Raw genomic sequence first — 20303 nt, 5'->3', positions numbered from 1 at the left:
CGGCTGGAGGTGAACCGCGGGCGTGCCCTATCGTTCCTTCACATTGACGATCACGGATTGTTGTCCCGGGGGGGATTATCCGCCGGAACGCATGGTCGCAAACAGAGTTAGCCGCCTGAGGGTATTAAAACAGGGGGCCCAGCGCATTGACCGAGACGTCGGATCCGTATTGTGGACCAGCACCCGATTTTTCCAGTCTGATCTATGCGTGGAACCTTGATCCGGTTCTGATCGCAACGATAACGCTGGGTGCCTTTTGGCTGTTTGCGCCACGGGCTCGACAAACACCGTTCTTTTCTCGCGCGGCTGTCATCTTTCTGGTTGTAATCGCATTTGTGTCCCCGCTCTGCGCCCTCACGACCGCTCTCTTCTCAGCGCGGGTCTTCCACCATTTTCTGTTGATCGGGGTCGTTGCACCGCTGCTGACTATGAGTCTCGAAGGGCGTCTGACCCTTGTTCCGAGCTGGTTTTCGCGTTTTCCGGAGCTGGCGTTTCTTGCCCACACGATCGCGTACTGGGCGTGGCACCTCCCGCCGGGATATTCTTTCGCGCTTTCGGGCACGCTCGCCTATTGGGGCATGCAGCTTACCCTGCTGTTAGCCGCCATGTGGCTGTGGTGGACGATGCTATTTGGTGGCGGTCCCGTGATGCGCATTTCGCTTGCACTTGCGACGATGGCACAGATGGGTTTTCTCGCCGCGATCCTTACCTTTGCGCCTTATCCGCTATTTTCAGAGCATTTCCTGACGACACAATCCTACGGGATGACACCGCTCGAGGATCAGCAATTATCTGGCCTCATCATGTGGACATTGGGACTGCTTCCATATCTCATCCTCGCTCTCTCCTCCATTCGCCACATGCTGCGGGTGAAAGCGTTGTCGGAGTCGGAATGATCGCGCTCGTAAAATTTCTCCACTTTTTAGCGATTTCGATCTGGGTTGCGGGGCTCGTCAGCCTCCCCAGCCTTTATGTGCAGCGGGCCCATGTCCAAACAGCTGAAGATCGTTTTCGCTTGCAAAAGATCGTGCGGTTTTCCTACATCAAGGTTCTGTCACCAGCAGCTTTTATCGCCGTTGCGTCCGGAACGACTCTGATCTTTCTCCAATCGACATATCTTTCCTGGTTCAGCGCAAAGCTGGTGCTTGTTGCGCTCCTCGTCCTTCTCCACGTTCTGACTGGTCTCGTGATCATCCGCCTCTTCAATGAGGGCGAGGTTTATCCGGCGTGGCGGTTCGTTGTCGTTACGGCGGTCAGCAGCATCCTGGCCATCGGCATCGTTTATCTGGCGCTTGCAAAACCGGAAATACCCGCGCTGTTGCCCTGCTGGTTCCATGAGCCAGGTGCGCTCAAACGCATCCTCGATCCTCTCATTCCTTGGGAGACACCATGAGGCCGATGCCGTGATCGAAAATCAGTTTTCCCCCGTGCCAGCCGGCAAGCGCCGTGAGGCCCGACGCAAGAAGGGACAAGCCAAGCCCGTGCGGCAGAATGTCGATCATACCCAATGTCCTTCCGCCCCAATTGGCTCCTGCAACGGAAATGAGCGCTATTGCGGCGACGCCGTGTGCCCAGCTTGCGACCCTCGCGCGAATTCCGGACACCAGAAGCAGTTCGGCCGTGCCGATGACGCCGGCAACCACGCCGCTGAAAAAGGCGCCGCCCGATGCCCAGATACCGGCGCGAACCCAGAATTTATCCGCCGACCACCAGAAAAGGAAATCGCAGGCGAGCGTGGTGATCACGAGGGCTATCGGAAAGTGGACGGTCATCGCATGCAGCGGATGGCCTGCAACGGCGATCGCAGAATCAGTGGTTTTCTCCTCAACCTTGGAGATAACCGGATTGGGCGCTTTGTTTTTTTCCATTCGACGGATCCTCTTTCAGCGCTAACCGCTTCGCGAAGGCCGAAGTTCCCTGCTGTCGTTTCGCTGCCCGCACTTTTGCTCGCCTCGGGTTGCGCGGGCGATCTCTCGGTTCTGGATCCGGCTGGGCCGGCCAGTCAAAAGATCTCGGTGCTGTGGTGGGTCATGTTCGGCGGCGCATGCGCTATTTCGTTGCTGGTTGCCGCCCTTCTCGCGCTGGTCTTTTTGAGCCCCCGGACCATGGCGCGGATCAAACCGCGACACTGGCTCATCGGCGGCGGTATAGCGTTTCCAATCCCGGTGCTGGCGGCGCTGGTGTTTTTCTCGTTCCTGCAAGGTGAAACACTGCTTCCACAGTCTGCCCGCGATCCGGTCCGGATCAGCGCAGTTGCGAGCATGTGGAAATGGGAGTTCGCTTACGAGACGCCAACTGGGACGTCAGAAAGCGCCGACATCATGCATATGCCGGCGGGGCGGGATGTCGTAATCGAGGTGACCAGCCGCGATGTCATTCACAGCTTCTGGGTTCCCAGACTGGGAGGAAAGATCGACGTCGTTCCCGGGTTGACCAATAAAATCGCCCTTCGGGCCGAACAAACCGGCGCGTTCGGCGGGATCTGTGCGGAATATTGCGGCGTCGGCCATGTGGGCATGGGTTTTCGCGTCATTGCTTATGACGAGAGCGAGTTTTTACGCGTAATCGGGGATTTGGGGCAAACAAAATGAAGGATGTGCACACGCCAGAGAGACATTCAGCCTTGGCGCTTCACCGTGAACTCAGCGAGGTCTGGGGCTCGGGATCCGGGTTTCAGCGCCTCGCGGCGGTTAATCACACCGTCATTGGAAAGCGGTTCATGATCACCGCACTCGTGTTCTTTGCGATCGGCGGGTTTCTGGGGATGCTCATTCGCACGCAGCTCGCCACCGCATCGAACGCCTTCATGGATGCCGGGCAATACGCACAGGTTTTCACGATGCATGGCACCATCATGATGTTCCTGTTTGCTATTCCCTTTTTCGAGGGGCTGTCCATCTACATCCTGCCGAAACTGATCGGCGCCAGGGATCTTGCCTTCCCCCGGCTCTCTGCCTACGGCTACTGGTGTTATCTTTTCGGCGGCGGAATGCTCATTTTCGCCCTTCTCTGGGGAATTGCGCCTGCGGGCGGCTGGTTCATGTACACGCCGCTGTCGTCATCGCAATATAGTCCCGGCATCAATGCGGATATCTGGCTGCTCGGCATTACGTTTGTGGAAATCTCCGCCATCAGCGCCGCGATCGAAATCATCGTCACGATCCTGCGGCTGCGCGCACCCGGCATGTCTCTCGACAGGATGCCGATCTTTGCCTGGTATATGCTCGTTGTCGCCGCGATGATGCTGATCGGCTTTCCGCCGCTGATCCTGGGTTCGATATTGCTCGAGGCCGAGAGGGCTTTCGACATTCCTTTTTTTGATCCGCAACGCGGCGGCAGCCCGCTTTTATGGCAGCACCTGTTCTGGCTGTTCGGTCATCCCGAGGTCTATATCATCTTTCTGCCGGCAGCGGGCGCACTGTCGACGTTCATCCCTGTTTTAGCTGGAACGCGGCTGATTGGTTACAACATCATCGTTGCCGCATTGATCGCCATGGCTTTCCTGTCGTTCGGTCTGTGGGTGCACCATATGTATACGGTGGGTATTCCCCACGTGGCGCTGTCTTTTTTCTCGGCGGCAAGCGCGCTTGTCACGATCCCGACTGCGATCCAGATATTTGCCTGGCTTGGGACCATGGCAGGTGGCAAGCCGACAATGAGTGTGCCGATGCTGCATATTATCGGGTTTTTCTGCGTGTTCGTGGTCGGGGGACTGACCGGCGTGATGCTGGCCATGGTTCCCTTCGACCAGCAGGCCCACGACACGCACTTTGTCGTCGCGCATCTCCATTATGTGCTGGTGGGCGGTTTTCTCTTTCCGATGCTTGCCGGGCTTTATTATTGGGTGCCGCATATCAGCGGCCGCCAGCCCGTTCAGCACCTTTCCAAGGCCGCGTTCTGGATGATTTTCATCGGCTTTAATCTGACGTTTTTCATGATGCACCTGACCGGCCTGCTCGGCATGCCAAGGCGCGTTTTTTCCTACCCTGCGGCTTCCCCCTGGGAGTGGCTGAACCTGCTCTCGTCCATCGGCAGCTTCATCATGGCCGCCGGATTCATGCTGGTGGTGCTCGATTTTATGCTGCTTTTTCTTTACGGCCGCGCCTTCCGGCGCAATCCCTGGCACGCCGGCACGCTGGAATGGGCCATGCCAACCCCACCTCCGGCTTATGCTTTCGCCTCGCAACCCGAAGTGACGGCAAGGGCAGACGACCTGCCGATCAACACCATCGCTGCGGAGCTTGCCGCCGGCAAAGGTTATCTCGGTTTTGTACGATCGGGGAAAATGGAAACGATGGGGACGGATGCCGTGACCGGCGCGCCGCTGCAGGTCGTCGTCCTGCCGGGCCGTACATTTCTTCCCTTGCTGAGTGCGATGGTGACTGCCGGCTTCTTCATCGCCCTTCTTTTGAAAGCCTATCTCATCGCAATCTCAATCTTTTTGGTCGCGACGCTGCTCTTTACGGTGTGGACTCCGAACGCCGACGCCAGACAGGAACGGGGACCTGTTACGGCGCGTGGTACGGAGCGCTTCCCGCTTCACTACGAAAGTGCCGATGCGCCCTCGGTGATGGCAATGAAACTTGCCTTGATCGCGGACACGACCCTTTTTGCGTCACTGCTGTTTGGCGGCCTTTTTCTCTGGATTTCCGCAGCCGGTCAAAGGATCGTCTGGACGCAACCGACCTGGTTACAGATCACTTTTCTATCAAGTGGCTTTCTCGCCGCGCTGTGCGGCGCAGCGGCCGGCAACCTCAGAGTAAGCGCAGTGATGTCAACCGCAAGCTCGTTCGCCTACGCAACGGCGATCGCTATAGGTCTCTTCTTGCTTGCGCATGATCATGTAGCTGTAAGCCATGCGATCCATGGCGTGTCGGTCGCCGTCAACGTTTATCTAATTCTACACGCTTTGGTCGGCTTCATCCTTGCGGCATTCGGCATATGGCGGTTGGCAAATGGCTACGTCTCGAGCCGCCGAAGAAACGATCTGCGTATAGGCACTCTCTGGCACTGTCACTTCCTCGCCGCGACGGCCCTATCGTTTCTCTTCCTGCATACCCTGCGCTTAATGACGGAGGCTGGCTGATATGAGGTACCGCACGGCTCTTGGCCTTGCCGGGCCATTCGTCACCTGGGCCCTTTACTTTCTGGGTCTGTATGCGCTGCAATTTGCCGGGTGCACCTGGGGATGGGACATGCGCTCCTATGCCGGCGTTTCCCTGCTTCGCTTTCTTCTGATTGGCCTGTTTGCCCTCTCTCTGTTGCTGCTTTTTGCGTGGTGGCGAAAACTGGTCCAACAACAAACAGCAAAAAGCAACGTCATCGCGGCCATATCTCAAGCCGCCGGGCTCGCCGCCCTCGCGGCGTCCGTTTTTGTGTTTCCGGGGGTTTTCTGGCTCAGTCTGTGTTGAACTGCGACGATACAGGCTAGCTCTTAGGTGGCAGAAGCTTGATCGGGCGTTTCTCGTCCGATCAATTTTCTTGGCTGAACCTCGGTCTCTGGATTATTCATGGGAGTGTAATCGCTACCCTCCTACACCGTGCCAAATCGACATTGCGACCAGTCAGGAGGGTCCACAGGTCGCCTCTGCACAATCAGCCGAGCGTTTGGCTGGCCAGTGAGTAGGTTAGCGGACTGCGCGTCCCGCCCGTCGCAAAATCCGCAAGCCGCTTGCCGCGCGACATGGTCAGCACGGTATCGAAGACGGTGAGGCCGTTGCGCAGCACGAAGAGGGCGAAGTCGCCGGTGTCGAAGTGCGTATCGAGACGCAGGAACCGGCCCTGATGATCGCGTATATGCGGGGCGAGGACAGCGATGGCCTCCTCGTCGTCCGATGCAACAATCGGACCCACAACATGGCCGCGGCCGAACCGGCGACAGAGCGCAAAGGCCTTCAGCACGCCATCACGGAAAAGGCCGTAGCCTCGCGAATTCGACACGAGCTTTTCGATGACGCCTGAGCGCAGAACGCCGAAGGCCGCGGTGTCGAGCGCCTTAACCGCGGTGAGATCATCAGGGCCGAGGACCCGCACGTCGCCTGACAATTCCTGCTCGCGTAGCGCATCGGTGACGATGCCCTGACACTGATAGACCTTCTTTTCCGGCCGGAAGTCGAGGGAGAGGTAAAGCCTCTTTGCAGCCCGCGTCGCATTGAGGCGAAGGTCGACGCCCTCCAAATCCTGAAGGGCGTATTCCATCAGCCAGAGGCCGGCGCCTTGCGTCTGAAGGCGCGGCGAGGTGATGACCATGCCGATCGTTGCAAGCTCCGGTGACTGGCGGAACCACATGGCGGAGCTCATGATGCGGCCGATGTCATCGGTTGCAACGACGCCTTTGCCGACATCCCGCAAGAATTGCCAGTCCTGCGGGCGGTGCGGCCAGCCGACCGAAATCGACAGTGCGTGGAGCTGCTCAAGCTCCGCGCTCGCCACATCCCCGATCTGCATCTCGAAGGCATCAATCTGATTTCTTTCTCCGGGCTTCAGGATCTCACCCACACGATTGTCCTTCATCAATTGTCAGCAAGCTGCGCTGCCAGTGAAAATAGCCTCTCGATGATAATCCTTCCATGCCGTAGAACTTGCTCAAAATCTGGGACGCCGCGCAACTTTTCGCTGAAACTGCCTCGGGTTCGGCATCCCATCCTTCACGACCAGCCATGGTTTCAGCCAGAACCTGCTCTTTTCCGGCTCCCGTAGTCCAAGATTTAGGCACCCGTGACGCCGATACGTCTTCCGACGATAAAGAGGAAATTCGATCCTCAGCCCCCTACGAACGATGGTAGGTACCGTCACCGGATGTTTTTGTCGCGTGTGCGGCATGGCTATCGCTGAAACGTTACGACTCGCGTAACGATGTTCGGCAGAAACCAAAAGGCACTGAGCAGATGCCGGATCCCGTCTTGACGGAGATGCCGCGGGCGAGATTTGATAGGTGGCCATAAGAGGAGTGCCAATGGAAGTTGCGACCACGACGCCTCTGCAAGACGACTCAAAGCACGAACGCCCGCCCGCAACCGTCGCGGCGGTGATTCTGGCTGCCGGGAAAGCCAGCCGCATGGGCGAGGGCGGGGGCCATAAGCTTCTGGCGGAATTCGATGGAGAGCCGCTGGTGCGCCGTGCGGCCAAAACAGCGCTTTCCGCGGATGTGAACGTCGTCATCGTCGTGACCGGTCACCGATGGAATGAGATAGAGGCAGCAGTTCTGGGGCTAGAGGTGACCGCCATCTACAATCCGGAATTTGCATCCGGCATGGCAAGCTCTCTGATCGCGGGATATTCGGCGGCAGCAGCGCGTGGTGTCGATGGCGTTCTCGTCATGCTTGCGGATATGCCCGGTGTGACGGTCGGCGACCTGAACGCCCTGATCTCGTCTTTCCGCCAATCATCCGGAAAAGTGATCATACGCGCGGTTTCCCGCGGCAAACGTGGCAATCCAGTCATCCTCCCGAAATCACTCAAGGATTCCATCATGCAGCTCAAAGGTGATGTCGGGGCGCGACACCTCCTAGAGACGTCTGGGACCCCGGTCATCGATTTGGATATCGGTGAGGCGGCCCGTCTGGATGTCGATACGCCAGAGGAGGTTCTTGTGGCCGGGGGCGTTTTGAAAGGATAAGGTCCGTGCCCGGTACGGAGCAAGAAGCCAGATGACGTCGATGCGTCGGGTGGGAGCTTTGCTGGGAAGACCATATCGCTTCATTGCGCCCGGAACGCGTTGCAAACCGTTCATCTTCAGTCGCATTTTGCTAACACCGAGCCACCGGCATCATTTTGAGGTCGAGGCCCTATACCGGGCCTCGACATTTCGGCGTTCGTGCGCGGGGCAACTGGTTTTTCCTCGGGTGAAACACCAAGGACGATTACCCCGCCAATCGCTTCAGTCGAGATCAACCATCAGCTTGTCCAGGGTGATCGGCAGGTCGCGAACCCGAACTCCGGTCGCATTATAAACCGCATTGGCAACGGCCGCACCAACCCCGGTTATGCCGATTTCGCCAATACCGCGTGCGCCCATCGGCGCCTGCGGGTCTGGCTTGTTGGTATAGAGGATTTCGATTGACGGTACATCCATCTGCACCGGCACGTGGTAATCGGCCAGCGAGGCGTTGACGACGCGGCCTGTCCGCTCATCGAAATTGGTTTCTTCGGTGAGCGCAAGACCGATGCCCATGATGATACCGCCCTTGAACTGGCTGGTCGCCATTTTGTGGTTCAGTATCTGGCCAGCGTCGAACGAGCCCAAAAAGCGCGAAACACGCGTCTCACCCGTGAGGGCACTAACCCGTACCTCGCAGAACTGGGCGCCCGTGGAATGCATGGAGAAGGCTTCCATTTCAGCGGGTGCAGGTGCTTCCGCCTCACAGATAAGGTCGTCGCGGCCAGCCCTTTGGAGTATCGATTGGTAGCTCTCGAACCTGCTGGTGTCGCTGATGTGAGACAGACCACCATCTCTCGTCTCGACGTCAAGAAGCGACAGTCCGGCAAGCGGCGAGTCGTTGCCGGCAAGCTTGATCAATTCCTCCACAAAGACCTCGGTTGCGGCAATGATCGCGCCGCCAATGGAGGCGGTCTGGGTCGAGCCTCCGGCGATGACACCCTTTGGCAGCCTGCTGTCGCCATATTCGAAAGTCACGTGATCGAGCGGCAAGCCCAACCGCGCTGCAAGGTGCTGCACCTGAGCCGTGGCGGTCCCCATTCCCATATCGTGCACGGCTGTCGAAACGGTCACATGGCCGTCTGCCGTCAGCCTGATCCGGGCCGCGCCTCCGGGAAACCGGTGGTAAGGATAGGTCGCGGTCGCGCACCCCATCCCGATCAGCCACTCGCCTTCGCGTCTTTGGCGCGGTTTTTGGCTCCTTTTATCCCAACCGAAGTGCCTTGCGCCTTCGTCGTAGGCTTCAAGAAGATAACGCGACGAAAACGGCTTGCCGGTCGTCGGATCCTTCTCCGGCTCGATCCGCCGACGCAGTTCGATCGGGTCCAGTCCCAATTTTTCGGCGAGTTCATCGAGTGCGCATTCGAGGGCAAAAGTGCCAACGGATTCACCCGGCGCGCGCATGAAGGTGTTTGCCAGCATGTCCATGTCGGCAACATTCTGGCCGATACGGAAGGTTCTTGCGGCATAGAGGTGGCGGGCGGGAAAGGTGAATTGTTCCGGGCAGGAATTATGTGATGTCATCGCCGCCGTTCCGGTGTGGATCAGCGCATCGAGCGTCCCATCGGCTCTTGCCCCCAGGGCAACGCGTTGCTCGGTGACCGTACGGCCGCCGACGATCCGGAAGACGCCTTCGCGCGACAGCATGATGCGCACGGGTCGCTTTGCAAGTCTGGCCGCCGCGCAGGCCAGGATCTGATGATCCCACAAACATTTGCCGCCAAAACCGCCGCCGACATAGGGCGAGGTGACATGCACCTTGCTGACATCAATGCCGAAAATATCCGCAAGCTGGCCCGTCGTCAGATCGAGCAGTTGACTGGCATCGTGCACGCGTAGTTCGTCGTCATTCCAGACAACGGTCGCCGCATGCAGCTCAATGGCATTATGGTTGTGACGCGGTGTTCTGTAGATGAGATCGACCTTGACCTCAGCTTTTGCGAGCGCCGCTTCTGCATCGCCGATTTCCACGTATGGCGGCTGGCCGAGCAGGTTCTCGAGTTGGCGGGGCGTTTTCTTCGCTTCGCCGAAAGATGTCACCGCCGGCAGCAATTCGTACTTCGCCTCGACCAGTGATGCCGCGTAATCCGCCTGTTCCTGTGTTTCGGCAAGAACCAGCGCGATCGGCTGGCCGTTCCAGTGGATTTCGTCATTTTGCATGACGGGAAGATTGCTTGCTCCGGCCGCTGTCGGAGACGACATCATCAGCGATGGCGCTTTCATCCGCGGCGCGTTTTTATAGGTCATGACCAGAATGACGCCGGGTGCGGCCTCCGCGGCGCCGACATCAAGTTCGGTGATGCGCCCACGGGCAACGGTGCTGAAAGCGAGTGCCGCGTAGCTGATGTTATCGTAGGGAAACTCTGCCGCAAAGCGCGTCTTGCCCTGAACTTTCATGGGCCCTTCGATGCGCGATACGGATTGCCCGAGGGAACCATGTTTGCGCAGCAGCGGATCGGTTGTCACGGCTGGCTGCCAGCGGCCTTGTCTGCCTGTCTCCGGCAGCGTTTGGGTATCGGCGCTCATGCGTTTTCTCCCTTCAATTCTTCAAGAACCGCGACAATGCTGCGCTTCGCCAGTTCAATCTTGAAAGCATTGTCGCGTAGGCCGACGGCGTCGGCGAGTTCGGCCTCGGCGGCAGCCCGGAAGTGCTCGGTATCTGCCTTTTGGCCCTTTAAATGCGCTTCTGCCTTCAGGGCACGCCACGGCTTGTGTGCCACGCCGCCCAGCGCCAGCCTCACGTCTTTCACATTCCCACTGCCATCGAGATCCAGTGCCGCGGCAACGGAGACGAGCGCGAAAGCGTAGCTCGCTCTATCCCTTACCTTCCTGTAGGTGGATGTTTTTGCAAAAGGCAGCGCGGGAATTTCCACCGCGATGATGAGTTCGTCCGGGTGAAGCGCGGTTTCGATTTCGGGCGTGTCGCCTGGCAGACGGTGGAGATCACGTAGCGGCAGGCTGCGCTTGCCTGCGGAACCCTGAAGGTGAACCACTGAATCCAGTGCGACCAGCGCGACGCACATATCGGATGGATGGGTCGCAACGCAGCTTTCAGATGCACCGAGGATGGCGTGATAGCGGTTGAATCCCTCCAGCGCGTCACATCCTGAGTGGGGCTCGCGCTTGTTGCAGTGAGCGGCATTGTCATAAAAATACCGACAGCGGGTGCGCTGGAGGATATTGCCGCCTACGGTCGCGACATTCCGAATTTGCGCGCTTGCACCTGCGAGAATAGCGCGGGAAAGAACCGGAAATTGTGTCCTGACCGCACCATGGGCCGCAAGGGCGGTGTTCTTCACGCCCGCCCCGATCAGCAGGCTGCCATCGGCGCGCTGTTCGATGCTGCTCGCCAGGTGCGTGACATCGATCAGCGTCTCCGGTTTTTCGACCGTTTCGCGCATGAGGTCGACGAGATTGGTGCCGCCACCCAGATATTTCGTTGTCGACCCGGCCTGTTTGAGCGTTATTGCCGACGCCGCATCAGAGGCCTGATGGTAGGAAAAGATATTCATGCCCGTGCCCTCTCGTCGGTCTGCACCGCGGTCGGCTGGACCAGCGTTTCAGAAATGGCTTCAACAATTCCGTTATAGGCGCCGCAGCGACAGAGATTGCCACTCATGCGCTCGCGAATTTCGGTGTCATCGATGATGACGCTGTCGCTCGAAAGATCAGCGGTGACGACGCTCGGGATGTTTCGCTCGATCTCGCCCGCCATGCCCACGGCGGAACAGAGTTGCCCCGGCGTGCAATAGCCGCATTGAAAGCCATCATGTTCAATGAAAGCTTTTTGCAACGGATGAAGGTTGCCGTTGGCCGCGAGGCCTTCCACAGTCGTGATGTTACGGCCCTGATACTGAACCGCAAGCGCGAGACAGGAATTGATACGCTCGCCATCCACCAGCACCGTGCATGCGCCGCATGCGCCCTGATCGCAGCCCTTCTTCGTGCCCGTAAACCCTAGATAGTTGCGCATGAGATCAAGCAGCGACGTGCGGATGTCTGCTTCCACCTCCACTGCTGTTCCATTGACGTTAAATTGCATTGGACATCTCCCTCATCTGAAGGTCCGCACTGAAAGTTTCCAGGCGGCACCTATGAAGCTCATGGTGTTTGTCTTCCTGTGGCTGCTGTCGGATTTGTCGACCCGGCGGCAGTTCTAGCTTTGCGTCACGTATGACTGTCTCGCCGAGGCGATGTCGGCGATGACCGACAGTGCCAGCGACTGCGCGTCTCTTGCCCTACCGAATAAGCCGATCGGCGCTTTGATCCGCGCGATCGCCTCATCCGCATGACCACGGTCGCGCAATCGCTCGACCCGTTTCTCATGCGTTCGGGAGCTGCCGAGAGCGCCGATGTAGAAGGGTGATGCCCGCAACACTGCCTCCAGCACAGGCATTTCCCGATCGAGGTCGTGTTGGAGGAGTGCGACAGCCGTGTCGGCATCGATAAAGGTCGGAGCATCGTCGGTTTCAGTGCCCTCTTCGAGAAGGAAGACCTCGTATCCTGCGGCTTTTGCGATACTGGCGGCTGTCTCGACCTCAAGAGAGCGTCCCGAAAGGACCATACGAACCTTTGGACGGTAGCAGGTGACGAAGGTCTCGCCGTTCCATCCGATCTGCGTTCCCTCCAATCCGAGCGAAAGTTGTTCGAGCCCCGGCCGATAGCATAAGAACGCGCATCGGCGCTGATCGACGAGCATGTTGATGGAACAGAGCGGCTCAACGTCTTTGACAAGATGAATGGCGACGGTGATACCGCCGCCGCAGGGAAGAACGATATCGAAGAATGGCGAGCCCTCGCCCAACATGACGAAACGATCATGGCCACTTCGCATGGCCTGCAAGGCTTCAGCGGCGATGGCCGCCTCCGTGCATCCGCCCGAAACATATCCACAATAGCTGCCGTCCTGCGCAACCGCCATCTGTGCGCCAAGCGGACGCGAGGAGCCGCCGCGTATTTCCACCAGGGTGCATAGCGCCACGCCAAGCCCTGCCTTGAAGTAATCGATGGCAAAATTCAGGACGTCATAAACCCTGTCGGTGGAGAAAGCTTTTCGCGGCGTCGCCAAGGTCGGGGCTTCGACGCTGCGATGCAACCAATCCGTGGCATTGACGTTATGTCGGATGCTATCGGCCGATCCTGTCATAAGTGCCTCCCGCATTGTGACATCAGAATGAGTGACGGGCTGTTAAGTTCCTCCCTAACCCTCGAGTTGTGAGATGCTCACCACCGCCACTGTTTGATTTCGGCATGACATCCGCCTCGAATCTGATTTAAAGAAGCGAATGGCGCACCGGTAAACGGAGGCGCCTCCGTTTAACTTAGTGGCTTGCGATCGTTCGTCAAGCGATTTTTCATGGAGTGGCCTTCCGTGCCCAAGGAGAAGACGCCTCCGTCCCAACCGCCCCCCTTGCGCGCAGACGCACGGCGAAACCGGGAAAAGCTGATAGAAGTTGCGGCGCTGGCGTTTTCAGAGCAGGGCGCTGCCGCCTCGCTGGAAGATATTGCCAGGCGTTCTGGCGTCGGCATCGGCACGCTGTACCGGCATTTTCCGACCCGCGAACATTTGGTCGAAAGCGTCTATCGCCGCGAACTGGAAATTCTGGCGACGGCTGCGCGCGATCTGATGCGGGAAGAAGAGCCCGCGAAAGCCATTGAAGAATGGATGAACCGGTTCGTTAGCTACATGGCCGCGAAAAGGGGCATGGCGAACAGCCTGAAGCTTCTGTTTACGTCCAATTCCGCCCTCTTTGCGGAGGGGTCGAAGCTTTTGCATACGGCGTTCGAAGAGCTACTGAACAATGCCGTCAAGGCTGGTGCGGTCAAGGGAGACATTGAGGGTTCAGATGTCCTCAACGCGCTCTTCGGCATTTATTCCATTCCCGAAGGTCCGGATTGGCGTGACCGCGCGCACAGGATTGTGCGGTTGGTGATGGACGGGCTGCGGCGTTAGCTTTCGCCCGAGCCGGAACGGATGTTGATCAAAATGCAGAGGACGTGCCAACGGTCCACGTCCTCGAAGGCATTCGCGAGCCTTGAAGGAAAGCGCGCTAGTTATGCCGGCGAAAATCCGCTTTCGCAAAGGTCCCGCAGCTCCCGCGGAGCGAGATGATCAAGCGAAAGCTCCGGCAGCAGGTCATTGTCGGCTTCCAAATTGCGCGCGACCGACGCGGTGAAGATGCGAATACCGGCTTCATGAAGGATGGCAGGACGGTTGACGATGCGGCCAAGAAGAACAGTCGGCAAAAGACCGAAGGGTACGTCCTCGTAGATATAGCGGCTTTCGATGGAGGAAGGTCCCATCCCGCCTCGTCCCTCGCGATGCATCTGTTGGTTCATTTCCGACACAGAGGCGAGGGGTACATGGAAGGAGAGAGAAAAGTGCTCTCGGACTGTCTTCACCCCGAGGCCAAAGCTCTCGGCGATTGACAATCGCTCGGCGTCGAGCGCTTCGATCAACTGCCCGACCGCCGGGGTCACATGTTCACCCTGTCCCCAGCTCTCTGCCTTTTCCATGCGTGTCAGATTGAGCAATGCGATCCCGAGATGGTTTTGAGGATTGAGGTTTGAGAGGGCGATGGCGAGCAAACCGTCACGTTCGACGAAACGATCGCCGAAGAGTTCAGTGCACAGGCTTTGGCCCTGTGCTGCCGCCGACTTGGGCAAGGTGGCAAAGTCCACCTTCTGGCGAACGGTGTTCACGACGACGCTGCGTTCATCCGGCTGACGGCGCGCCGTCAGGAGCGTCGTTCCCCAGGCGATGATCGGCAGATGGAGCCGTCGCTCGGCGAGCCGCTTCGACAGATAAAGCGCTCCAAAGGAGCTATGGGAACTGATGATGACTGGCAGGTTCGACCGCAGATGCGGCAGCGCTGCATCGATAGCCGCGCGATGACCGTTGGCTGGCATGGCAATGATAACCACATCCGCATCGGCAATGGCACCCTCACAGCTTGTCGCAACCTCCACGGGGCCGACGAAATCCAAAGCTCCCTTGGCGTTAAGCTTTTCACCTTGCGCCAATGGATTGGCACTGCGACCGGAGGGTGACCATAGGGACGGGCGATGCCCCGCGGCGGCGAGAAATGCCGCCATGCCATAAGCAATCGATCCCGCACCAAGAATGGCTATCCGCATGTCATCTATCCTTTCGGTTGTAGGAGTTGGGATGGACCCGCCCTCTGGTCACTGATTTGCACGCACATCAAAACCCCGGTTTTGAACTTTGTGGACCGACTGTTACGCAAATGCATCATCTTGTCCTGCCTGCTACAGCCATATTCACACGTGCTTTGCCTGGTTAATTAGCAGAACCTTGCCTAACCCTCAGCACATATCGCTGCGTCGAGCAAAAGCGTCTGCTACATTGGCAAAAGCTAAGGCATGTAGCCAAATTTTCTGCACAGCGCGGCGTCAGCAGCCGTCTTTTTCATCTTCTCCGGTTCAAACGAAAAATTCTCTTTTGTCACTAGCAGATATCATGCGTTTAATGCACATTAAATTTGTCATAATGCAAAGGATGCATGATAGCCATGGAGATACGCGAACTGGAGGCGTTTCTGGCGGTAATGTCCGCAGGCAGCATTACCGGTGCTGCGCGCCTCCTTGATCGTTCCCAGTCTCAGGTTACGCGCCTCATCCAAGATCTCGAAACGTCGCTTGGATTTGCGCTGTTCGATCGCAATGGCCCGCGTATCATGCCGAGTGATAAGGGAGTGGCCTTCCACGCCGAAGCCGAGCGCTTCATCAGCGGCATCGAGCATTTGCGCAACCGGGCCCAGCGGATCAGTCTCAAGGAGCCTGAGCCGGTCGAGATCGCCGCCACGCCTGCTTTTGCCACGGGAATGGTACCGCTCGCTCTTGCGGAGTTGCCCGAAGCGCTTCTGCCTCACACCGTTTTTCTAAGAAGCATGCCAGCCGAGGCTGCGGTCCAGGCGGTGCTCGGCCGTACCGCTGATTTCTGCGTGACGTCGCTTCCGGCCGAACAACCGGGCCTTGAGGCACATGGCTACTTCCAGGGGCGATGTGCCGCAGTTCTGTCCGTTAACGATCCGCTTGCCGCCAAGGATGTCGTTTCCATCACGGACCTCGCTGACCAGACGGTCATCACGCTCGCAAACCCATTCCGCCTGCGCCGCCGCGTGGACAAGGCCCTGCAGGATGCAAATGTCCGTGCGGGGCGGATCATCGCCACGAGCGCGGCGATGAGTGCGGTACAGGTCGCGTCGACAGGCATGGGGATTGCGATCGTCGAACCGGCCACCGCTTACGGTCCCCTGACCGCGGGCGTGACCGTACGACCGCTCGACGTCGACATTCCGTTTCTCTGGGGAATTTTCTCGGCGACAGCGCGCCCGCTGTCGGCAACCGCCCAGGAGTTGATAGAGCTTATCATCCGCGTCGCCTCAGCCCGCATGCCGGATTTCATCGCCCACGATCCCCGCGCCTCGGGGCGTGTGGCTGACGTCACCTATGGGGAAAGCCTCGATAGGGACGCTCCCTGATCAGAATTTTCTGCCCCGTCGACCCGATCAAAAAAAACAAAGGAGAGTGCCATGAAAGAGTTTAAAGCGACCCGCCGTTCTACCCTCAAACTGCTCGCTGCCGGCTCCGGTATCCTGGCGGCCCCCAGCCTGATGCGCTCCGCCCACGCGCAGGGCAAGGTCGTCAATATCACGACCTATGACAAGTTCGTTCCGCAGTCTTTCATCGACCAGTTTCAGAAGGACACGGGGATCGAGATCCGCATCCGTCTGACGGACGATCAGGGCAAGCAATATAACATTCTGACGGCCGAAGGCGCCACGCCGTCGACCGATATCGTGACGGTAACCGGGCACCGGCTCTCCCAGTTCATCGGTTCCAACCTGCTTTCGCCGCTTGATACCAGCAGACTGAAGAATTGGGACAAGTTGGCGGCCGCCTACAAGGGCGCACCGCAGCTCACCATCAACGGCTCCACCTACGGCGTTCCGCTTCTGGCGGGCTTTGAAGGTCTGGCCCGTAACACGGAATACACCAAGCCTTCCGACAGCTGGGGTATGATGTTCGACGACGAATACAAAGGGCTGACATCTTACATCATCTCGGACTTCCTTTCGCTGACCATGCTCTATCAAGGCAATGACGGCGATTACGTTACCTACGAGGGCAAGGAAGCCATCGCCCAGGAAGCCACCAACAAGGCGCGTGACTTCCTGATCAGCCAAAAGGACAAGGTCCGCAAATACTATGATGCGGGCTCCGAGGTTCAGCAGATGTTCCTGAACGAGGACATCTACGTCGCGCAGGCATGGTCCGGTCCGACGTCCAAGCTGATCATGGACGGTCACCCCATCGAGCTGTCCGTTCCGAAGGAAGGCACCTACGGGTTCCTCTATTCCTTCAACGTGGTGAAGAACGGTCCGAATGCGGACGCTGCCTATGCTTTCCTGGACGCCATTCTCGCCTCGCCGGAAATCGGGGCTGCCATGGTTCGCCAGTCCGGCTTTGCCTCGGCCTTTGATGGTGTCGACAAGCTGCTCAACGACCGCGAACGGGCCGCCATGGCGCTTCCACAGGACCAGATGGAGCGCATCAAGTTCTTCAGCTCGGTCAACCGTGCCATGAAGAACGCGATGATCGACAAGGCAGCCGCCGAAATCAAGGCAGCCTGAATTATCGATGCGATGCGAACCCGACCGGCGCCGGGTTCGCAACCCCCAATAAAAAGCTTGTCCAGAGCTGGGAACGATCATGGTGAACACGACAATGACTGAATTGCGAGAGGAAGGCGCGCCAGCCCCGGCGCATTATTCCGGATGGATTGGCAAGGTTACAGGATCAGCCCTCTACCGAACCACCATAGGTCGGCTGGCAGACAGTCGCCCCGCGCGACTCGCACTCCTTGCCGGGATACCCGTGATATGGCTTTTCTTCCTGCATGTCGGGCCGATCCTGCAAATGGCCAATATCAGCTTCACGGACAACTATCCGCCCCAACCGAACGAGGCCACGCGCTATACGCTCGCCAACTATGCCCTGTTCTTCTCGGATTCGATTTATGTACTGCCCTTCATACGCAGCCTCGTATTTGCGGCCGTCGTTACCGTGTCGACCCTGGTGATCGTTTATCCGGTTGCCTATTACGTGGCAAAGGTGCTCCAGCCGAAACAGCGTACGCGCGCGCTGCTGCTCCTGCTCATCCCGTTCTGGGCCGGAGAACTGATCCGTACCTTCTCCGTCATCATGCTGCTGGCCAATCGCGGAGCCGTCAACGTTCTGTTGCGCGAGATCGGCCTTATCGATCGGCCCATCCCGATGCTCTACACGTCCTTCTCGCTGAGCTTTGGCGTCATCTACCTCCTCGCGCTCTACATGCTGCTCCCACTCTACTCAGCCATAGAAAAGATCCCGGTACAGCTCGTGCACGCCGCTGCTGATCTTGGCGCAAGCCCTTTCCAACGTTTCCGCCTCGTTATCCTGCCGCTGTCGAAAGACGGTATCGTGTCCGGATGCAGCCTGGTCTACCTCACGGCCGTCGGCGTCTTCGCCGCTCCGCTTCTGCTCGGCGGGCCGAACGCCGTCATCTTCCCGGAGGTAATCGCGACGCTTTTCCACTCTTCCAACGACAAATGGCCTGAGGGAGCTGCCTTCGCCATGCTGATGCTCGCCGTATCGCTGACAACGGTAGGTCTCTTCATGCGCGTCGTTGGCGGTCGCTCTGTCCGGCTGATGTAGGAGATGACGATGCGGTCCCCCTTAAACGACCTTCCGAAGACGGCACTTGGCGCCTGTTATGCCATTTTCGTTATCTACCTGCTTTTGCCGCTGGCGCTGATGATGGCAATGAGCTTCAAGGACGCAAACTTCATCGCCTTCCCGATCAGCAACTGGACCCTGGACTGGTATGGCAAGGTACTTCAGGACAAGCAGTTCATCGAAGCCTCGCTTTATTCGGTCGGAATAGCGTTTGCCACCACGATCGGAGCGACCGTCATCGGTGTGTGGATTGCCCTGCTGATTTCAACCGAAGGCATCCGCGGCAAGGCCATTCTCTTTGCGCTCGCCTGCCTGCCTGCCGTCGTTCCCGGCCTGATCAACGCCATCTCGATGCGGATATTCATCCGGATGGTTGATATCCCCACGGGCACCTTCGCGATTATCCTCTCCCATACCGTCCACGCGGTACCGTTTGTGGTAATCATGGTGCTGACGCGCCTGCGTTCCATGCCTGCCAATCTCGTTGATGCGGCACGAGATCTCGGTGCGGACGCGTTTATCGCCTTCATGCGCGTCACGGTCCCCTACATCCTGCCGGCCCTGATTGGCGGCATGATCTTCTGCGTTCTGACCAGTATCGACGACTTCGTGCGCACCTTCTTCCTGGGCGGATACAAGCCGACGCTACCGATGCTCATCTTCGCCAAAGTCCAGGGCGGCATGTCGCCAGAGATCAATGCGATGGCGACCATCGTCCTCATCGTCACCGCCGCCATCGGCCTCTATGCCGAGCACTTCACCCGCCGTTCGAGGAGCTGAGTTATGCAGCCGGTTGTTCATTTTAAAAACGTCAACAAGTCTTACGGCGCTTCTCTCGCTGTCGACGATCTGGACCTGGCGGTCGCGCCGGGCCAATTCGTTACCCTGCTTGGCCCCTCCGGTTGCGGCAAATCCACGACACTGAGAATGCTGGGCGGGTTCGAAACGCCGTCCTCCGGCGAGATCTACCTCGACGGACAGCCGATCTCGCATCTGCCGCCCAATAGGCGCAACGTCAATATCGTCTTTCAAGACTATGCCCTGTTTCCGCACCTGTCAGTCCAGCGCAATATTGCTTTCGGACTTGAATTGAAGGGGCTGGATTCGGCGTCCATCCACCGGCGTGTCATGGAACTCCTCGGTCTCGTCAAGCTGCAGGATTTTGCCGGGCGTATGCCTGAGCAACTGTCGGGCGGTCAGCGCCAGCGCGTGGCCCTTATGCGAGCGCTGGCACCGGACCCGAATGTCTTGTTGCTCGACGAGCCGCTATCGGCACTCGACGCCAAGCTACGTCATGAGATGCAGATCGAGTTGAAGTCGATCCAGCAGACAACCGGCAAAACCTTCATCTTCGTCACCCATGACCAGGAGGAAGCGCTGACGATGTCGGACGTCGTGGTGGTGATGAACAAGGGGCGGATCGAGCAGATGGGAGCGCCTGATGATCTCTATGCACGCCCCCGCAGCCGCTTCGTCGCCGACTTCATCGGTCAGAGCAACTTTCTCGAGGGCCGATTGGTGTCTGCCGAGGGCGATGTTGCAACAATTGAATGGCAGGGCAGTCTGATCCGGGCCGATCTTAACGGCCATCATCACGCCATTGGCAGCCGCGTTACGATTGCGCTGCGTCCGGAGGCTCTGTTCTGTCTGCCCGAGCAGCCCAGTGATCGTTTTGCCCTCAAGGGCCAGATCGAGCGGCGTGTGTTCAAGGGCGCGCACACGACGTTGACTGTCCGTCTGGATAACGGCGCCCTCCTGTCGGCCCAGCTCGATCCGGTGGCGCTCTCGCATCTCGAAGGCGAGACGGTCTGGGTGGGTTGGCGCGATCGCGACGCCGTGGTGCTGGCCGATTAATCCACATGCCCGTCGGTGCCGATGGACAACACTATATTTCAGGAGACCACCT

At 58.5% G+C, this 20303-nt stretch carries 19 protein-coding genes; 12 read left to right on the top strand and 7 right to left on the bottom strand.

All coding sequences use genetic code 11. The features are described from left to right. Positions 1-146 precede the first annotated feature (146 nt). A complete protein-coding gene (locus tag FS804_RS22310; RefSeq protein ID WP_144578989.1) occupies positions 147-896 on the top strand; it encodes a cytochrome c oxidase assembly protein in 750 nt (249 codons plus the stop codon). Then, positions 893-1393 carry a CopD family protein gene (locus FS804_RS22305; RefSeq protein WP_144578988.1) on the top strand — a complete coding sequence of 167 codons (501 nt, stop codon included), beginning with the start codon at positions 893-895 and terminating at the stop codon, positions 1391-1393. The genes FS804_RS22310 and FS804_RS22305 overlap by 4 nt, the downstream gene beginning before the upstream one ends. Here the strand turns inward: FS804_RS22305 and FS804_RS22300 are convergent. Then, the gene (locus FS804_RS22300; protein WP_144578987.1) at positions 1371-1868 is read right to left on the bottom strand and encodes a DUF2231 domain-containing protein; all 498 of its coding nucleotides are present in this window, start codon (positions 1866-1868) and stop codon (positions 1371-1373) included. The genes FS804_RS22305 and FS804_RS22300 overlap by 23 nt on opposite strands. Here FS804_RS22300 and coxB point away from each other — a divergent pair. From coxB to FS804_RS22285, 3 genes are all read left to right on the top strand, one after another. Continuing rightward, positions 1776-2591 (top strand): cytochrome c oxidase subunit II, encoded by an 816-nt coding sequence (gene coxB / locus FS804_RS22295; protein WP_144578986.1) that lies wholly within the window; start codon positions 1776-1778, stop codon positions 2589-2591. The genes FS804_RS22300 and coxB overlap by 93 nt on opposite strands. Then, positions 2588-5086 carry a cytochrome c oxidase subunit I gene (gene ctaD / locus FS804_RS22290; RefSeq protein ID WP_144578985.1) on the top strand — a complete coding sequence of 833 codons (2499 nt, stop codon included), beginning with the start codon at positions 2588-2590 and terminating at the stop codon, positions 5084-5086. Before coxB ends, ctaD begins: the two co-directional genes overlap by 4 nt. A gap of 109 nt (positions 5087-5195) precedes the next feature. After that, positions 5196-5411, top strand: a complete 216-nt coding sequence (locus FS804_RS22285; protein WP_144578984.1) for a hypothetical protein — start codon at positions 5196-5198, stop codon at positions 5409-5411. Between the two features lie 184 nt (positions 5412-5595). On the opposite strand, the gene FS804_RS22280 is transcribed toward FS804_RS22285, so the two are convergent. Next, entirely contained in the window at positions 5596-6513 is a 918-nt protein-coding gene (locus tag FS804_RS22280) for a GNAT family N-acetyltransferase (protein WP_186376957.1), read from the bottom strand. 442 nt (positions 6514-6955) lie between these two features. Between FS804_RS22280 and FS804_RS22275 the strand changes: the two genes are divergently transcribed. Next, positions 6956-7618: an NTP transferase domain-containing protein gene (locus FS804_RS22275; protein ID WP_144578983.1), complete on the top strand. Its 663-nt coding sequence runs from the start codon at positions 6956-6958 to the stop codon at positions 7616-7618. Between the two features lie 261 nt (positions 7619-7879). Here FS804_RS22275 and FS804_RS22270 read toward each other — a convergent pair whose 3' ends face one another. The 4 genes from FS804_RS22270 to FS804_RS22255 all read right to left on the bottom strand — a co-directional run bounded on the left by FS804_RS22270 (position 7880) and on the right by FS804_RS22255 (position 12803). Next, on the bottom strand, positions 7880-10183 hold the full coding sequence (locus tag FS804_RS22270; protein ID WP_144578982.1) for a xanthine dehydrogenase family protein molybdopterin-binding subunit: 2304 nt from the start codon (positions 10181-10183) through the stop codon (positions 7880-7882). Further along, a complete protein-coding gene (locus tag FS804_RS22265) occupies positions 10180-11169 on the bottom strand; it encodes a xanthine dehydrogenase family protein subunit M (protein ID WP_144578981.1) in 990 nt (329 codons plus the stop codon). Before FS804_RS22265 ends, FS804_RS22270 begins: the two co-directional genes overlap by 4 nt. Then, a complete protein-coding gene (locus tag FS804_RS22260) occupies positions 11166-11699 on the bottom strand; it encodes a 2Fe-2S iron-sulfur cluster-binding protein (RefSeq protein ID WP_144578980.1) in 534 nt (177 codons plus the stop codon). Before FS804_RS22260 ends, FS804_RS22265 begins: the two co-directional genes overlap by 4 nt. A gap of 114 nt (positions 11700-11813) precedes the next feature. Beyond that, positions 11814-12803 carry an XdhC family protein gene (locus FS804_RS22255; RefSeq protein WP_144578979.1) on the bottom strand — a complete coding sequence of 330 codons (990 nt, stop codon included), beginning with the start codon at positions 12801-12803 and terminating at the stop codon, positions 11814-11816. 225 nt (positions 12804-13028) lie between these two features. Here FS804_RS22255 and FS804_RS22250 point away from each other — a divergent pair, with 225 nt between their 5' ends. Next, complete coding sequence (locus tag FS804_RS22250) at positions 13029-13610, top strand: TetR/AcrR family transcriptional regulator (RefSeq protein WP_371417902.1); 582 nt, start codon at positions 13029-13031, stop codon at positions 13608-13610. Positions 13611-13711: 101 nt separating this feature from the next. On the opposite strand, the gene FS804_RS22245 is transcribed toward FS804_RS22250, so the two are convergent. Further along, positions 13712-14794, bottom strand: a complete 1083-nt coding sequence (locus FS804_RS22245; RefSeq protein WP_144578978.1) for an NAD/NADP octopine/nopaline dehydrogenase family protein — start codon at positions 14792-14794, stop codon at positions 13712-13714. A 386-nt stretch (positions 14795-15180) separates the two neighbouring features. Between FS804_RS22245 and FS804_RS22240 the strand changes: the two genes are divergently transcribed. The 5 genes from FS804_RS22240 (at position 15181) to FS804_RS22220 (ending at position 20251) form a co-directional block, all read left to right on the top strand. Then, positions 15181-16161 carry a LysR family transcriptional regulator gene (locus FS804_RS22240; RefSeq protein ID WP_144578977.1) on the top strand — a complete coding sequence of 327 codons (981 nt, stop codon included), beginning with the start codon at positions 15181-15183 and terminating at the stop codon, positions 16159-16161. 51 nt (positions 16162-16212) lie between these two features. Continuing rightward, a complete protein-coding gene (locus tag FS804_RS22235; RefSeq protein WP_144578976.1) occupies positions 16213-17313 on the top strand; it encodes an extracellular solute-binding protein in 1101 nt (366 codons plus the stop codon). A gap of 79 nt (positions 17314-17392) precedes the next feature. Then, positions 17393-18376 carry an ABC transporter permease gene (locus tag FS804_RS22230; RefSeq protein WP_144578975.1) on the top strand — a complete coding sequence of 328 codons (984 nt, stop codon included), beginning with the start codon at positions 17393-17395 and terminating at the stop codon, positions 18374-18376. A gap of 9 nt (positions 18377-18385) precedes the next feature. Further along, positions 18386-19177 carry an ABC transporter permease gene (locus FS804_RS22225; protein ID WP_063947601.1) on the top strand — a complete coding sequence of 264 codons (792 nt, stop codon included), beginning with the start codon at positions 18386-18388 and terminating at the stop codon, positions 19175-19177. 3 nt (positions 19178-19180) lie between these two features. Next, a complete protein-coding gene (locus tag FS804_RS22220) occupies positions 19181-20251 on the top strand; it encodes an ABC transporter ATP-binding protein (RefSeq protein WP_144578974.1) in 1071 nt (356 codons plus the stop codon). Positions 20252-20303: the final 52 nt, after the last annotated feature.

Source organism: Agrobacterium sp. DE0009 (assembly GCF_007680755.1).
GTDB classification, from domain to species: domain Bacteria; phylum Pseudomonadota; class Alphaproteobacteria; order Rhizobiales; family Rhizobiaceae; genus Agrobacterium; species Agrobacterium tumefaciens_B.
The sequence above is the reverse complement of the archived record's forward strand: the minus strand, read 5'-3'. Positions and strand labels throughout refer to the sequence as shown.

Excerpts from the sequence above, each read along its gene's own strand:
- FS804_RS22305 (WP_144578988.1), top strand. The coding sequence starts at position 893 with ATGATCGCGCTCGTAAAATTTCTCCACTTTTTAGCGATTTCGATCTGG.
- coxB (WP_144578986.1), top strand. The coding sequence starts at position 1,776 with ATGCAGCGGATGGCCTGCAACGGCGATCGCAGAATCAGTGGTTTTCTC.
- FS804_RS22300 (WP_144578987.1), bottom strand. The coding sequence starts at position 1,868 with ATGGAAAAAAACAAAGCGCCCAATCCGGTTATCTCCAAGGTTGAGGAG.
- ctaD (WP_144578985.1), top strand. The coding sequence starts at position 2,588 with ATGAAGGATGTGCACACGCCAGAGAGACATTCAGCCTTGGCGCTTCAC.
- FS804_RS22285 (WP_144578984.1), top strand. The coding sequence starts at position 5,196 with ATGCGCTCCTATGCCGGCGTTTCCCTGCTTCGCTTTCTTCTGATTGGC.
- FS804_RS22280 (WP_186376957.1), bottom strand. The coding sequence starts at position 6,513 with ATGAAGGACAATCGTGTGGGTGAGATCCTGAAGCCCGGAGAAAGAAAT.
- FS804_RS22275 (WP_144578983.1), top strand. The coding sequence starts at position 6,956 with ATGGAAGTTGCGACCACGACGCCTCTGCAAGACGACTCAAAGCACGAA.
- FS804_RS22270 (WP_144578982.1), bottom strand. The coding sequence starts at position 10,183 with ATGAGCGCCGATACCCAAACGCTGCCGGAGACAGGCAGACAAGGCCGC.
- FS804_RS22265 (WP_144578981.1), bottom strand. The coding sequence starts at position 11,169 with ATGAATATCTTTTCCTACCATCAGGCCTCTGATGCGGCGTCGGCAATA.
- FS804_RS22260 (WP_144578980.1), bottom strand. The coding sequence starts at position 11,699 with ATGCAATTTAACGTCAATGGAACAGCAGTGGAGGTGGAAGCAGACATC.
- FS804_RS22255 (WP_144578979.1), bottom strand. The coding sequence starts at position 12,803 with ATGACAGGATCGGCCGATAGCATCCGACATAACGTCAATGCCACGGAT.
- FS804_RS22245 (WP_144578978.1), bottom strand. The coding sequence starts at position 14,794 with ATGCGGATAGCCATTCTTGGTGCGGGATCGATTGCTTATGGCATGGCG.
- FS804_RS22240 (WP_144578977.1), top strand. The coding sequence starts at position 15,181 with ATGATAGCCATGGAGATACGCGAACTGGAGGCGTTTCTGGCGGTAATG.
- FS804_RS22235 (WP_144578976.1), top strand. The coding sequence starts at position 16,213 with ATGAAAGAGTTTAAAGCGACCCGCCGTTCTACCCTCAAACTGCTCGCT.
- FS804_RS22230 (WP_144578975.1), top strand. The coding sequence starts at position 17,393 with ATGGTGAACACGACAATGACTGAATTGCGAGAGGAAGGCGCGCCAGCC.
- FS804_RS22225 (WP_063947601.1), top strand. The coding sequence starts at position 18,386 with ATGCGGTCCCCCTTAAACGACCTTCCGAAGACGGCACTTGGCGCCTGT.
- FS804_RS22220 (WP_144578974.1), top strand. The coding sequence starts at position 19,181 with ATGCAGCCGGTTGTTCATTTTAAAAACGTCAACAAGTCTTACGGCGCT.